The 14,342-nt window shown below is 57.3% G+C and carries 14 protein-coding genes and 2 pseudogenes; 12 read left to right on the top strand and 4 right to left on the bottom strand.

Annotated elements, in window-relative coordinates:
- Window position 1: 1 nt before the first annotated feature.
- The gene (locus tag WJM78_RS17530; RefSeq protein ID WP_287145802.1) at window positions 2-709 is read left to right on the top strand and encodes a ParB-like protein; all 708 of its coding nucleotides are present in this window, start codon (window positions 2-4) and stop codon (window positions 707-709) included.
- 212 nt (window positions 710-921) lie between these two features.
- On the opposite strand, the pseudogene WJM78_RS22845 reads toward WJM78_RS17530, so the two are convergent.
- Window positions 922-1,051, bottom strand: a pseudogene (locus WJM78_RS22845) (antibiotic acetyltransferase); the annotation flags it as partial.
- A 62-nt stretch (window positions 1,052-1,113) separates the two neighbouring features.
- On the opposite strand from WJM78_RS22845, the pseudogene WJM78_RS17520 reads away from it, so the two are divergent.
- Window positions 1,114-1,227 (top strand): annotated as a pseudogene (locus WJM78_RS17520) (DUF2753 family protein); the annotation flags it as partial.
- Here the strand turns inward: WJM78_RS17520 and WJM78_RS17515 are convergent.
- Window positions 1,224-1,973 carry an enoyl-CoA hydratase-related protein gene (locus tag WJM78_RS17515; protein ID WP_339010828.1) on the bottom strand — a complete coding sequence of 250 codons (750 nt, stop codon included), beginning with the start codon at window positions 1,971-1,973 and terminating at the stop codon, window positions 1,224-1,226. The pseudogene WJM78_RS17520 and the gene WJM78_RS17515 overlap by 4 nt on opposite strands.
- A gap of 89 nt (window positions 1,974-2,062) precedes the next feature.
- Here WJM78_RS17515 and WJM78_RS17510 point away from each other — a divergent pair, with 89 nt between their 5' ends.
- The 3 genes from WJM78_RS17510 to WJM78_RS17500 all read left to right on the top strand — a co-directional run bounded on the left by WJM78_RS17510 (window position 2,063) and on the right by WJM78_RS17500 (window position 3,937).
- A complete protein-coding gene (locus WJM78_RS17510) occupies window positions 2,063-2,503 on the top strand; it encodes a copper chaperone PCu(A)C (RefSeq protein WP_339010827.1) in 441 nt (146 codons plus the stop codon).
- A 92-nt stretch (window positions 2,504-2,595) separates the two neighbouring features.
- Window positions 2,596-3,225 (top strand): TIGR04219 family outer membrane beta-barrel protein, encoded by a 630-nt coding sequence (locus WJM78_RS17505; protein WP_339015906.1) that lies wholly within the window; start codon window positions 2,596-2,598, stop codon window positions 3,223-3,225.
- Window positions 3,226-3,256: 31 nt separating this feature from the next.
- Window positions 3,257-3,937: an SDR family oxidoreductase gene (locus WJM78_RS17500; RefSeq protein ID WP_108537593.1), complete on the top strand. Its 681-nt coding sequence runs from the start codon at window positions 3,257-3,259 to the stop codon at window positions 3,935-3,937.
- Between the two features lie 83 nt (window positions 3,938-4,020).
- Here WJM78_RS17500 and WJM78_RS17495 read toward each other — a convergent pair whose 3' ends face one another.
- Both WJM78_RS17495 and WJM78_RS17490 read right to left on the bottom strand, forming a co-directional pair.
- Entirely contained in the window at window positions 4,021-5,745 is a 1,725-nt protein-coding gene (locus tag WJM78_RS17495) for a proline--tRNA ligase (RefSeq protein ID WP_339010826.1), read from the bottom strand.
- A 136-nt stretch (window positions 5,746-5,881) separates the two neighbouring features.
- Entirely contained in the window at window positions 5,882-7,891 is a 2,010-nt protein-coding gene (locus WJM78_RS17490; protein ID WP_339010825.1) for a methyl-accepting chemotaxis protein, read from the bottom strand.
- Between the two features lie 239 nt (window positions 7,892-8,130).
- Here WJM78_RS17490 and ruvA point away from each other — a divergent pair, with 239 nt between their 5' ends.
- From ruvA to ybgC, 7 genes are all read left to right on the top strand, one after another.
- Window positions 8,131-8,745, top strand: coding sequence for a Holliday junction branch migration protein RuvA (gene ruvA / locus WJM78_RS17485; RefSeq protein WP_108536100.1), 615 nt, complete (start codon window positions 8,131-8,133; stop codon window positions 8,743-8,745).
- 8 nt (window positions 8,746-8,753) lie between these two features.
- Window positions 8,754-9,764, top strand: a complete 1,011-nt coding sequence (gene ruvB, locus WJM78_RS17480; protein ID WP_042036143.1) for a Holliday junction branch migration DNA helicase RuvB — start codon at window positions 8,754-8,756, stop codon at window positions 9,762-9,764.
- Between the two features lie 931 nt (window positions 9,765-10,695).
- Window positions 10,696-12,252, top strand: coding sequence for a cytochrome ubiquinol oxidase subunit I (locus WJM78_RS17475; protein WP_042036142.1), 1,557 nt, complete (start codon window positions 10,696-10,698; stop codon window positions 12,250-12,252).
- Window positions 12,253-12,263: 11 nt separating this feature from the next.
- Window positions 12,264-13,400 (top strand): cytochrome d ubiquinol oxidase subunit II, encoded by a 1,137-nt coding sequence (gene cydB / locus WJM78_RS17470; protein ID WP_339010824.1) that lies wholly within the window; start codon window positions 12,264-12,266, stop codon window positions 13,398-13,400.
- A 14-nt stretch (window positions 13,401-13,414) separates the two neighbouring features.
- Entirely contained in the window at window positions 13,415-13,531 is a 117-nt protein-coding gene (cydX, locus tag WJM78_RS17465) for a cytochrome bd-I oxidase subunit CydX (protein ID WP_042036140.1), read from the top strand.
- Complete coding sequence (locus tag WJM78_RS17460) at window positions 13,518-13,829, top strand: cyd operon YbgE family protein (protein WP_042036139.1); 312 nt, start codon at window positions 13,518-13,520, stop codon at window positions 13,827-13,829. The genes cydX and WJM78_RS17460 overlap by 14 nt, the downstream gene beginning before the upstream one ends.
- A 105-nt stretch (window positions 13,830-13,934) precedes the next feature.
- Entirely contained in the window at window positions 13,935-14,342 is a 408-nt protein-coding gene (ybgC, locus tag WJM78_RS17455) for a tol-pal system-associated acyl-CoA thioesterase (RefSeq protein WP_042036138.1), read from the top strand.

Genomic DNA, 14,342 nt, shown 5'->3' with positions numbered 1-14,342 from the left:
GATGAGAACATGGATCCTGCTGGCCCTGGCCATCAGTCAGGGCGCCTGGGCGCTGGCGCCTTGTGAGCGTGAGAGTCCGGTCGGCAGCTGGTGTGAGGTAAACATTGATCAGCTGCACCCGACCCAGGGCGGCGTTGGCCAGATCCAGGTCGACAATACCCAGGCAGAGCTTGCAGGCAAGAGCGCGAAGCAACTCGACAAGTTGATGAAAAAGAAAGAGATCCCCATCGTCATCGCCCCCGATGGTGGCTACTGGCTGGTGGACAGGCATCACCTCACCAAGGCGTTGTGGCAGTCGGGTGTGAAACAGGCCAGGGTCAAGGTGATCGCCCGCCTGCAGGACACGTCCAGCTTCTGGAGCCAGATGCAGGGCAATCACTGGGCCTGGCTCAAGGATGAGAAGGGGTTGCCGCTGACCCCCGAGCAGCTGCCCGCCCATATCGGCGATCTGCCGGATTACCCCTACCGGACCGTGGCGGGCTTGCTGCAGGATGCGGGCTATGTCGACAAGCGGGATCAGGTCTATTTCGTCGAGTTCGCCTGGGCCAGCTGGCTCGGCCAGCAGATGGACTGGTTGCCGGTCGATGACGCCAATCTGGCGGATCGTCTCCATCAGGCCAAGCGGCTGGCGTGCAGCAGCAAGGCGGAGGATCTACCCGGCTATCCCGGCAAGCAGTGCCGGGTCAATCAGTCGCGCAGTGGCAGCTGAGCCAGCGCCAAGCCAGTAGCCAGAGCAGGGGGGGGCCAAATCCCCCGTTCTGGTGCTGTAACGTCTGCTCGGTTGTTTGCCAACGTCCAGCAAGGCCACCTCTCTTTGCTGGATCTGCGGCAGCAGGGCTTGTACCTGTTCATCGGGCCAGTCCCACCAGGTGGCCGGGCTATGCCGTTCGAGCCAAAGCGCTGGCGTGCCTGTCACCATGCGGTAGGGCGGTACGTCCCGCGCGACCAGGCTACGGGCGGCGATAATGGCGCCATCTCCGATAGTGACGCCTGGCATTATCATGGCTTCCATTCCTATCCAGACATCATTGCCGATTTGGTGATCACCGGCGGGGCGTTAGCTGCGCTTGAGGGCATCCAGGTCAGCAAACGGACAGGTGCTGATGAAGGCCGGGTTGCTGCCGGGCTGCGCTCACCTTCTTCCTCAAGCGTCACTCCAATCCCGAGATAGCCACCTTGATCCAGCGGCAGGGCTGCGCGGCCGTTTTCGCCTCAACTGAGGGTTAACCTCTGGGTTTGAGCCTCTGCGCGATCCGCTGTTGCGCCTCTTCCCCCTGCAGGGCGAGGGAGAAGGCGCGCGCCTCCAGATCGATGACGAAGTGCACCGCCTGTTTGAGCTCCTGTTTCAGCAGTGCCTTACTCTTCTGCAGGGCCTTGGGCGGTTTGGCTGCCAGCTTTAATCCCTGCTCGCAGGCAAAAGTGAGCAACGTATCGGCGGCGACCACCTTGTTGACCAGCCCGAGTCGCAGCGCCTCTTCGGCATCGATGGCCTCGGCCAGCAGCAACAGCTCGGCCGCTTTGAGGTGTCCCACCAGACGCGGCAGCAGCAGGCTGGAGGCAAATTCCGGCACCAGTCCCAGCTCGACAAAGGGGAGCTGCAAGCGGGCATTATCCGCCAGATAGACAAGATCGCAGTGCAGCAGCAGGGTGGTGCCAATCCCCACCGCCGGGCCGCCGACCGCCGCGATCACAGGTTTGGGGAAATCCGCCAGGGTGTGCAGGAACTGCAAAATGGGATCGTCGGCATCTAGGCTGGATTTGCCCATAAAGTCGGCCAGATCATTGCCTGCGGTGAAGCAATCGCACTGCCCTTGTATCAGTAGCACATGCACGGTGTCATTTTGTGTCGCTTGGCGTAATGCCGCGGTGAGGGCGAGATACATCTCGGTATTGAGGGCGTTGCGCTTGGCGGGGCGATTGAGGGTCAGGGTGAGCAAGCCATCCTGCTGCTCGGCAACGATAATGAGGTCCATGTCTAAATCCTTGTTATCACAGGCTGTCAAAAGCTTACCGCTGCGGTAATCTTCACGACGTGTAACAACATCATAAAAGGATTTCAACCATGTTTAAACGTGCGTTTTATTCCCTGATCGCCCTGGGTCTGGCTGCGCCTGCTCTGGCCAAGGTCGAGGCCGTCGATGGCTATGTGCGTCTGCTGCCACCCGGATCTCCCAATACCGCCGCCTTTCTGATGCTCAAAAATGACGCTGACAAGCCGGTGAAGCTGGTCGCCGCCACTTCGTCCGAGGTGGGCCGAGCCGAGTTGCATACCCATCTGCACGAGAACGGGGTCATGAAGATGCGTCAGGTCGAGAGCATAGAGGTGCCAGCAAAAGGGGAAGTGGCGCTCAAACCCGGCAGCTTTCACATCATGCTGTTCGAGGTGCGCGAGCTGTTTCAGGGCACGCCCTTCCCGTTGACCCTGACCATGGATGACGGTCAGAAGCTGGAATTGAGCCTGCCAGTGAAGCCGATTGAACCCATGGCAGGCATGCAGCACTGACATTAATGGACGCGTGTTCAGTTTTTTACACTGTGTATTCCCGTCGCACTGGGTAAAATGATGGCCTTTCCAGTCCATAAGAGAGTGACATGATGAAGAAGACCTTGATTGCCGGTTGTGTGCTGGCCCTGTTCAGCCAGGCTGCCATGGCTGCTGATGACTGGCGTATTGCTGCCGGTATCGATGTATGGAACGCGCAGGGCAGCGGCCAGATCAACGGTGTCGGGGCCAACGGCAGCTATGACGAGAACTACAACTGGAGCGGCTACCTGCAACTGGAGCACGGCATCATTCTGCTGCCCAACGCCAAGTTCGAGATGTCCGATTTCGGTACCAGCGGCGGCGCTCTCAACAATGATCTGATAGCCTATGACCTGAGCCTCTACTATCGCCTGTTCAACAACGACCTGTTCCAGATCGACCTGGGTCTGACCGGCCGTCGTTACGATGGCGATTTCAACACTCAGCACTACTCCTATGACAAGGATGTGTTGATGGCTTACACGGGTGCCGAAGTGCGCATCCCAGGTACCGGCTTTGCCGCCTTCGGCGATGCCCGTGTGCAGGATGCCGACAACTATGACTACCGTCTGGGTGGCTCCTACAAGTTCGCTTCCGCCCCCCTTAAGGTACAGGCCGGTTGGCGTGAGGCGAGCATGGACTTCGATCGCGTTGATCAGCGGATTGATGGCTGGTTCATGGGCTGCGAATTCACTTTCTAATCTGGCCGTCAGCTGACGACGAGGAGCGATAATGGGCCACATCATAGTGACAGGTGCCGGTTCCGGTCTCGGCCGGGCGCTGACCATCGGGCTGGTTGAGCGGGGCCATCAGGTATCCATGATGGGGCGCCGTTATCAGCGACTGCAGGAGCAGGAGCAACGGCTCGGCAGCGCGGTGATCGGCATCGTCGCCGATCTGGCGCACCATGAAGAGGTCGACGTCGCCTTCGCCGCTGCGGTGGAGTGGGGCGGCCTGCCCGACATGGTGATCCACTGCGCCGGGGTCGGCGAGTTTGGCCCGGTTGGTGTCTACACCGCCGAGCAGATCCGTAGGGTGGTGGAGAGCAATCTCATCTCCACCATTTTGGTGGCACAACAGACGGTGCGGCTCATCGGCGAGAAAGGCGGGGTGCTGGCCAATGTGCTCTCCTCCGCCGCTCAGGTGGGCAAGGCCAACGAGAGCCTCTATTGCGCCTCAAAATGGGGGATGCGCGGCTTTCTGGAGTCGTTGCGCACCGAGCTGAAAGGCTCGCCGCTGCGGCTGGTCAACCTCTACCCGAGCGGGGTCCGCAGCGAATTTTGGGACAACTCGGATCACGTGGATCCCAGTGGTTTCATGACCCCGGAAGATGCGGCGGCCTATATGCTCGATGCGCTGGAGGCGAGAAGCAGTTGCCACGTGACCGACCTCTTTATCGGTCGCAATCCCTGAGGTGATGCCCCGTCATCCGGTTGCCGTCGCAGCAACAAAAAGCGCGCCAAATGGCGCGCTTTTTTATGGTGGCAAGGGGGGGATTAACGGCCCAGCTTGGCCTTGAGCATGGCGATAATCTCGCCAATGGCCACTTCCTGCTTCTCGCCGGAGCGGCGGCACTTATATTCCACCACGCCGTTGTCGAGGCCCCGATCGCCGATGACGATGGCGTGCGGCACACCCAGCAGCTCCATGTCGGCGAACATCACGCCCGGGCGCTCTTTACGGTCGTCGAACAGCACATCGACACCGGCGGCTTTCAGCTCGGCGTAGAACTGCTGTGCCTGCTCGGCCACGCGCTCGGATTTGTGCATGTTCATCGGCACTATGGCCACTTCGAACGGAGCGATGGCGTCCGGCCAGATGATGCCGTACTGGTCGTTGTTCTGCTCGATGGCCGCGGCTACCAGACGGGAAACCCCGATACCGTAGCAACCCATCTCCATGGTGACGGACTTGCCGCCTTCGTTCAGCACGCTCGCCTTCATGGCTTCGGAGTACTTGGTACCCAGCTGGAAGATGTGGCCCACTTCGATACCGCGTTTGAGCAGCAGCTTGCCCTGGCCGCACGGGCTCGGGTCGCCTTCCACCACGTTGCGCAGGTCGGCAACCTCATAGGTAGCGATGTCGCGATACCAGTTGGCACCGGTCAGGTGGAAGCCGGTCTCGTTGGCGCCGCAGACGAAGTCCGCCAGATGAGCGGCGCTGCGATCGGCAATAACACGACCATTGAAGCCGACCGGACCGATGGAGCCAGCATCGCAACCGGCGGCAGCTTTAATCTGCTCATCGTTGGCGAAGGTCAGCGGGTTGGCGACGCCAGCCAGTTTCTCGGCCTTGAGCTCGTTCAGCTCGTGGTCGCCACGCAATACCAGCGCGATGACCGCCTGCTTGCCGTGCTCGTCCTCTTCGGCCAGAACCAGCAGGGTCTTGGCGATGGCGGTCGGTGCCACGCTCAGGAAGGCGGCCACTTCGTCGATGGTGTGAACCGCCGGGGTGGCGACCTTGGTCAGGGCTGCGGTGGCGGCAGAGCGCTCGCCAGCCGGTGCCAGCGCTTCGGCCATCTCGATGTTGGCGGCGTAATCTGATGTATCGGAGAAGGCGATCAGATCTTCACCGCTCTCGGCCAGCACCTGGAATTCGTGGGAGCCTGTGCCACCGATGGAGCCGGTATCGGCCTGCACCGGACGGAAGTTCAGACCCATGCGGGTGAAGGCCTTGCAGTAGGCGGCGTGCATCTTCTCGTAGGTATCGACCAGGGATTCCTTGTCGATATGGAAGGAGTAGGCATCCTTCATCAGGAATTCGCGACCGCGCATCACGCCGAAACGGGGGCGCACTTCATCGCGGAACTTGGTCTGGATCTGGTAGAGGTTGAGCGGCAGCTGCTTGTAGCTGTTCACTTCGTAGCGAACCAGCGAGGTGATCACCTCTTCGTGGGTCGGGCCCAGCACGAAGGGGCGGTTGTGGCGGTCGGTCAGACGGCACAGCTCGGGACCGTAGTCATCCCAGCGGCCGGACTCTTGCCACAGCTCGGCGGGTTGTACCACCGGCATGGAGACTTCGATGGCACCAGCATTGTTCATCTCTTCGCGAACAATGTTCTCGATCTTTTTCAGTACCCGCAGACCGGACGGCAGCCAGGCATACATGCCGGAGGCCAGTTTACGGATCATGCCAGCGCGCAGCATCAGCTGATGGCTGACGACTTCGGCGTCGGACGGGGTTTCCTTGAGAGTGGAAAGCAGATATTGGCTGGTACGCATCGCTCGTGACCTTAGATAAAACGGGCCGCGGGGCCCTGGATAAATTCAAGAGCGGAATTTTAACAGGGAGGGCCCTGCGGCCCAAGGGCTAAATTTAGCGCAGCGGGAGAAAGCGGGGGCCGTGCCCCCGCCCGTGTCAGACCCTAAATTGCGACAGCAGTCGCTGTTGCAGCAGGCTGGCCTGATGCAGGGAGGAGGCGAGTTGCAGGCACTCCTGCGCCTCCTGCTCACCTGTCTGGGCTTGCAGGCTGATGCCGGAGACCTTGCCCGAGGTATTGCTCAGGGTGTGGGAGAGCTGACCCGTGGCATCTGCCACCTGCTGGACCATGTCAGCCAGATGGTCGATGGCCTCTTCTACCTTGAACAGGATCTGCTTGGTGTTGTCAGAATCCTGCATGCCCGACTTCACGGTTTTCAGGTTGCGTTGCATCATCAGGTAGGCTTTCTCGGTCTGCTGTTGAATGCTGTTGATCACCTCGGTGATCTCGGCACTGGAGGAAGCGGTACGGTTGGCCAGAGTGCGCACCTCGTCGGCCACCACGGCAAAGCCCCGGCCCATCTCGCCGGCCCGGGCTGCCTCGATGGCGGCGTTGAGTGCCAGCAGGTTGGTCTGCTCCGAGATGCTGCTGATGGTGGAGATGATCTGGCCAATCTGGCTCGCCTGTTCTTTGAGGGCGTTGATGGCGTTGGCGCACTCGCCCACCTCCACCACGACACGTTGCATGCCGTTGCTGGCGGAGGTGACGTATTGACTGCTCTCGGCGGTGAGCTGGCGTACTTCATTGGCGTTTTGCGCCGCCACTCTGCAATTATCCGAAATGGAGGTGGCGACCTGCACCATCTGCTCGCTGTCGTGGTGCAGCGCCTGAGCATGCTCGGCGGTCTGGCGGCTGCTCTGGCTGATGGCCTCGACCCGGTTGACCGAGGTGTGCACGTGGTCGCTGATGTGCTGGTTGTTGTCCATAGTGGAGCTGATCATCTTCTGCAGCTTCTCGATGAAGCGGTCCACACTGCCTGCCAGCGAGCCTATCTCATCGTCCCGCTTGAGATTGATCCGCGCGTTGAGATCACCCTCGCCAGCAGCTATGTCTTGCATCCGCTGATTGACTTGCAACAGGGGCCTGACTATGGCGCGAACCAGCCAAAAACCGCAAAGGGCGACGATCAGCAGGCTCAGTACCATACCCCCCAGGATAAGGGTCCTGGTATGGCCGATGATGGTATTGAGCTGATTTACTTGATCCTCGACAGTGGCATCCCCCTTGGCCTCGACCTCGACCAGCACCTGCTTGAGCTGTTCGGCACTGCTCTCGTATTGCACCAGCTGGCGCTGGTAATCGCTCAGGGCTGCAATCCACTGGCTCATCAGCTGCTGATTGTCAGCCTGCAGAGCCCGGTATTGCACCGCTAGCGACTGGCCGGCAAATTCCCCCTCGCCGGGGATATCGAACAGCCCTGTGGCCAGCATGCCGTCAACCGCCTCCTGATAGAAGCTGGTCGCCTCCTTCAACTCGGCCTGGATGGCAGGGGTCGGGCCTTCGCTTTGCATCTTCTCCAGCGCATAGAGCTGGCGCAGGAAGCCGATGTTGGCCTCCATGCCGCCGTCGGCCGCATGCCAGCGCGTGGCGAGACCACCATTCCAGCTGATGGCCTGATCCGGCGCCTGAGTGAGGCTCTCGATTGCGCCATCGCCGACCACTTCCAGCTGGGTGGAGAGGCGGGACATGCGCTCCGAGCTGGCACGCAGCGCCTTGTCGACGCTGGTATAGGTGCTATAGAGCGTCAGCAGCTTGTCCTGCTGTTGTTGATAATCCTGCTGGCGCTGGTTCATGGTGCTGATCGCCGTCTCATCAATGAGCCTGCCTTCACCCACCCGGCGCAGGGCATCTGTGGCGGCCTCTCTGGCTCGTTGCAGCTCGGGTTCGTCGAGCGGCATGCCTCTGAGCATTTTCTGGATATAAAGGGACTGGTTGCCCAGATCTATGGATCCCTCCATGGCGCCATCGGCAGTCTGCCAGGCGGCGCCCAATACATAGGAGAGCAGATCAGCCAGCCGTTGGCTGCCATACCAGCCGATTGCTCCCATGCCCAGTGTGCAACCGAGCAGGATAGTCAGCCCCAGATTTGATGTAGTGACAATTTTCATGATGCAAGACCTTCCTTGGTTCCGAACAAACCCAATTGAGTGTTCCATCAATGGCCAATGTTCGCCATTCCCGGTGGAAAATAAAGTTACTGCCCAGATCCGATCCAAGCATGGCTCCGAAAGTGTCAGAATGCCGAGAATCCTCTCTCATCCATCGCCGCCCTATGCTGGATACTTATCCAGTTATTCTTTATGCTATGACCCAATTTACAGATAGATGGTTTGGCGAGGAGAGAGTCGTGATTGGTCGCTTGAGAGGCGTAGTCATTGAGAAACAACCCCCCGAGGTGCTGCTGGAAGTCGGGGGCGTGGGCTATGAGGTACAGATGCCCATGAGCTGCTTCTATGATCTGCCCGAGATCGGCAAGGAAGCGACCATTCACATCCACTTTGTGGTGCGTGAAGATGCCCAGCTGCTGTATGGCTTCAATCACAAGCAGGAGCGGGCGTTGTTTCGCGAGCTGATCAAGACCAACGGCGTCGGCCCCAAGCTGGCGTTGGCTATCCTCTCCGGCATGACAGCCACCCAGTTCGTGCTGAGTGTCGAGCGCGAGGAGATAAGCTCGCTAGTCAAATTGCCTGGTGTGGGCAAGAAGACTGCCGAGCGGCTGGTGGTGGAGATGAAGGACAGGCTCAAGGGCTGGGTTAGCCACGATCTCTTCTCGCCGGCCGAGATCAGCCTGCCAGCCAAGGAGAGCCAGCTGCGGGCGCCCGATGCGAGCGAAGAGGCGGCCAGCGCGCTGGTGGCTCTGGGCTACAAGCCGCAGCAGGCCAGCCAGATCGTCAGCAAGATAGCCATCGATGGGATGTCGGTTGAGGATATCATCCGTGAATCCCTGCGTAGTCTGGTGTGAGGTAGGCAATGATTGAAGCGGACCGTCTCATCTCTGCCACTGGTGTGCGTGAGGATGAGGTCATTGATCGGGCCATACGGCCAAAGATGCTGGCCGATTATACCGGTCAGGATCCCGTCTGTGAGCAGATGGAGATCTTCATCGAGGCGGCGCGCCAGCGTGGTGAGGCACTTGATCACCTGCTGATCTTCGGCCCGCCAGGTCTGGGCAAGACCACGCTCGCGAACATCGTCGCCAACGAGATGGGGGTCAACATCAAGACCACCTCAGGCCCAGTGCTGGAAAAAGCAGGCGATCTGGCGGCGCTGCTAACCAACCTAGAACCAAACGACGTTTTGTTTATCGATGAAATTCACCGGCTGAGTCCGGTGGTGGAGGAGGTGCTCTATCCGGCGATGGAAGATTACCAGCTCGACATCATGATAGGGGAAGGCCCTGCCGCCCGCTCCATCAAGCTCGATTTGCCTCCCTTTACCCTGATCGGTGCCACGACCCGGGCCGGCTCCCTGACTAGCCCGCTGCGGGATCGTTTCGGCATAGTGCAGCGGCTGGAGTTCTATAACGTCAAGGATCTGACCGATATCGTTTCTCGCAGCGCCCGTTGCCTGGGGCTGGAGATGACCAATGACGGCGCCCTGGAATTGGCTCGACGCTCTCGCGGTACGCCGCGAATTGCCAACCGTCTGTTGCGTCGCGTGCGCGACTTTGCCCAGGTTAAGTCTGATGGCCGGATTGACGGACCCATAGCGGCCCGAGCCATGGATATGTTGGACGTGGACAATGAAGGCTTCGACTTCATGGACCGCAAGCTATTGTTGGCTCTCATAGACAAGTTTATGGGGGGCCCTGTGGGGCTCGATAACCTGGCGGCGGCTATCGGTGAAGAAAAAGATACCATCGAGGATGTGCTGGAGCCTTATTTGATCCAGCAGGGTTACCTGCAACGTACACCTAGAGGGCGGATGGCGACACCAAGAGCTTATGCACATTTTGGCCTGCAACGGCCAGATGAAAGGTGAAAATAGCTGTTTGAACAAAAAACCGCCATCAAGGGCGGTTTTTTGTTATCTGGGCATAAAAAAGCCCACGGCACAGGCGGTGGGCAAAGACAATTCAGGATGGATGTTCACAGACAGTGAGTGCGTCTGGACGCAGACCGGAAGAAACAGAGGAGCCGTCGCGAGGCCTCAGAGTCGATTCATTTGATAGAGCTGAACGAACGAAAGCTTGTAGTAACGGATGGTTGTAGCAACAAACTTTTTCATCTTACATTCCAATAGACAGGTTCGAAATGAGCGTCGTATACGTACCAAAAACCCAGATTGACCGGCCTGTACCCAAGGTATGCCCTCACTGCGAGACGCATTGTAGGAGGTATATCGGACTCGGACAAACAAGAAAAATTACCAAGTATGGATTAGATTAACTAATCAATTGCTGGGGTGTTTTGCTTGCATAAACATATTGATTTACTGAATTTTAATTGGGTTTCGCGGCGAGTATCCAAGAGTAGGTAAACATTATGAAAATCTGCTTGAGTGCTGTTTTTTAACAGAAGCTTCACTTATTGAAGTTGATATTAAATTTGATTTAAATCAATGATTTGCGATTTGGTGTTTTTTGTGACGCAGCTCTCCAAATTAAATGAAGCGTGACGTAAAAGTTCCTTTGAAAGGCATGTATTGATGATGGTTTTACATTGATTTCAATCAAATAAAGGTGATATAAAACACCGGTCATTGTGAGCGGGAATAAAGCAAGCCTGATTGTTTTGCAATTGTTAATCATTAGCTTTTTTCGTTCCTGTTTATTGCCTTGTTGTTAATGTGGGTGGCGATCGAAACCGGTCTTCAGTGCAAACTGGAGCGTGACCGATAATTCGTGGACTTCCAACGGAAGCTTTGTCCTTATACTTAAAATAGCCGTGCCAATAATCGGTGAGGAAACATCATGATTGCTGAGCATGTGGTAGACCTATCGCGGTTCCAGTTCGCTGCGACGGCCCTTTATCACTTTTTGTTTGTACCCCTGACGCTGGGATTGGCCTTTATCCTGGCGATCATGGAATCTGTCTATGTGATGACCAACAACACCATCTACCGGGATATGACCAAATTCTGGGGTAAGTTGTTTGGTATCAACTTTGCCTTGGGGGTAACCACAGGCCTGGCCATGGAGTTCCAGTTCGGGACTAACTGGGCTTATTACTCCCATTATGTCGGCGATATCTTCGGGGCCCCGCTGGCTATCGAAGGGCTGATGGCCTTCTTCCTGGAGTCCACCTTCGTCGGTATGTTCTTCTTTGGCTGGGATCGTCTGAGCAAGCATCAGCATCTGGCTGCAACTTGGTTGATGGCGCTGGGGACCAACCTCTCCGCTCTCTGGATCCTGGTTGCCAACGGTTGGATGCAGAACCCGGTCGGTGCCGAGTTCAACTTCGAATCCATGCGGATGGAGATGGTGAGCTTCGCCGACGTGGTGTTCAACCCGGTCGCTCAGGTCAAGTTTGTCCACACGGTCGCGGCGGGCTATACCACGGGTGCCATGTTTGTGCTGGGTATCTCTTCCTACTACCTGCTCAAGAATCGTGATGTGGCGTTTGCCCGTCGCTCCTTTGCCATTGCAGCTGCCTTTGGCATGGCTTCCATCGTGTCAGTGGTGATCCTGGGTGATGAATCCGGTTACCAGACCGGTGAAGTACAGAGGGTGAAACTGGCTGCTATCGAAGCTGAGTGGGATACTGAGCCGGCTCCGGCCGCATTTACCCTGTTCGGTATTCCGAATCAGGAAAAGATGCGTACCGACTTCGCCATCAAGATCCCTTTTGCGCTGGGTATTATTGCTACTCGTTCGCTGGATGGTCAGGTAACGGGTCTGAGAGATCTGAAAAACGAGCATGAGTTGCGTATACGCAATGGTATGACTGCTTACGATCTGTTGACCAAGCTGCAATCAGGTGACAAGTCTGAAGACACCCGCGCTCGCTTCGATGAAGTGAAGCAGGATCTGGGCTACGGTCTGCTGCTCAAGCTCCACACCAGTAATGTGATCGACGCGACTGACGAACAGATCCAGGCCGCTGTGGATGACTCCATCCCACGGGTGCTGCCGCTGTTCTTCGCTTTCCGCATTATGGTTGCCTGCGGCATGGTGCTGCTGGTGTTGATCGGTTTGGCCTTCTATGACAGTGCCCGTCACCGTATCGGTGAGCGCAAGTGGCTGCTCAAAGCCCTGTTGTGGGGCATACCTTTACCCTGGATCGCCAGCGAGGCGGGCTGGTTTGTCGCCGAGTATGGTCGTCAACCGTGGACCATTGCTGAGATACTGCCAACGTCCCTCTCCGCATCCAACGTGCCTGCGTCCGAGATCTGGTTCTCCCTGATCGGGATCTTCCTGTTCTATACCGTACTTCTGGTTATCGAGATGTACTTGATGTTCAAGTATGCCCGCCTAGGCCCCAGCAGCCTGAAGACTGGCAAGTATCACTTTGAACAACTCAAGGCATAAGGAGAGCGACCATGTTTGATTACGAAACACTGCGTGTCATCTGGTGGGCTCTGGTCGGCGTCTTGCTGATTGGTTTCGCCATCACCGATGGCTTCGACATGGGGGTAGGCGCACTGCTCCCCTTCGTCGGCAAGAAGGATGTAGAGCGTCGCGTGATGCTCAATACCATGGGCCCGCACTGGGAAGGCAATCAGGTTTGGCTGGTCACTGCCGGTGGTGCCTTGTTCGCAGCCTGGCCAATGGTGTATGCCGCGACCTTCTCCGGCTTCTACATCGCCATGATGTTGACCCTGATGGCGTTGTTTTTGCGTCCGGTCGGCTTGAAGTACCGTTCTCTGCGTGCTGATGCCAGATGGCGCGACAACTGGGATCGGGCCTTATTCGTCGGTAGCGCCGTGCCGCCTATCATCTTTGGTGTGGCATTTGGCAATCTGCTGCAAGGTGTTCCGTTCGAGTTCAATCAGTTCATGATGTTGACCTATCATGGCAACTTCTTTGGCCTGCTTAATCCGTTTGGCATTCTAGCCGGTCTGGTGAGCTTGTTCATGTTGCTTACCCAAGGCGCTACCTGGTTGATGATGAAGACCGACGGTGAAGTGCTGGCTCGCTCCCGCACCGCTGCCATGGTCTGCTCCCTGCTGACTCTGGTCCTGTTTGGTCTGGCCGGTTTCTGGGTAAGTGGTATGGAGGGCTATGTGGTGGTCAAGGCTGCTGCAACCGATGCAGTTTCCAATCCCATGAACAAGGAAGTGGTGCGTGAGGCTGGTGCCTGGATGAACAACTACACCCTTTACCCCTGGATGATAGTCGCGCCAGTACTGGGTCTCTCCATGAGCCTGTTGACTGCATTGTTTGCCAAGCTGAATAAAGGCTGGGTAGCATTTACCAGTTCATCTCTGGCGGTTACCGGTGTGATCCTGACCGCAGGTTTCTCCATGTTCCCGTTCGTGATGCCCTCCAGTCTTGAGCCCTCACTGAGCCTGACCATGTGGGATGCCACTGCATCGTTCAACACCTTGCAAGTGATGACCGTAGTGGCAGTTATCTTGGTACCGATTGTGCTGGCCTATACCATCTGGACTTACATCAAGATGTTTGGCCGGGTGACCAGCAAGCACATCGAAGACAACCAACAATCGCTCTACTAAGAAGGAGTCCTGATATGTGGTATTTCACCTGGTTCCTGGGTCTGCTGCTGGCTTGTGCGTTTGGCATCATCAATGCGCTCTGGCTGGAACACACCGAGAACATGGATCGTCAGATCGATGAACACAAGTGATCGACTCGCCCGGTTGGCCGCTCCGCTAGAGCGCCAACCCTGGCAGGGGTTGATGCTGGTTGCGGCAGCCCTGTTGGCGGTCGCCATTTTACAGGCCCCTGACTTGGTCGCTGCCAACACCAGTGAACACGGCCTCTGGCTTGCTCCCTGGCTGATGTGGGCGGTCTGTTGCGGCGTGATGCACGGGCTGGGATTTCATCCCCACAGCCTCATAGGCCGCGTACTGTTTTGCCCTTGGCTCGCCTGGCCCAGTTTGTTATATGGGCTCTGGTTGACTCAAGGCTATTTCCTTTCATAAAAAACGGGGGGAGGCAGGATTTCCCTGTCTCCCCCTGCTTCTTTCCTATTCAGCCCTGCGCTATGATAGCCCCCCATCTGACTGTCGAATGGATCACAGATTGCTATGGGTGAAGTCTCTGAGTTTCCGGTGCGTGTCTACTACGAAGACACCGATGCCGGAGGCATCGTCTACAACGCCAATTATCTCAAGTTTATGGAACGTGCTCGCACCGAGTTTCTGCGCGCCGGTGGCATCGAACAGGATGTTCTGCTGCGTGACGGACACGCGTTTGTGGTGAGTCGAACAGAGATCGATTTCCGCTCGGCGGCCCGTTTTAATGAGCTTTTGACTGTGTTAACGCAAGTGACTGAAGTGAAACGTGCATCCCTGCGCTTCTCACAACGGATACTGGCGGCTGATGGACGACTGATCACCCAGGCCATGGTACAGATAGCCTGTGTCAGTCATCCGCATATGAAACCTGTTGCAATACCTGAAAATGTGAAGGGAGTGCTGTTAAGTGCACGCTGA

This window comes from Aeromonas popoffii (assembly GCF_037818705.1).
In the GTDB taxonomy this organism is placed as follows: domain Bacteria; phylum Pseudomonadota; class Gammaproteobacteria; order Enterobacterales; family Aeromonadaceae; genus Aeromonas; species Aeromonas popoffii.
Note: the sequence above shows the minus strand (reverse complement) of the source record. Positions and strands in the feature narration are given on the sequence as shown.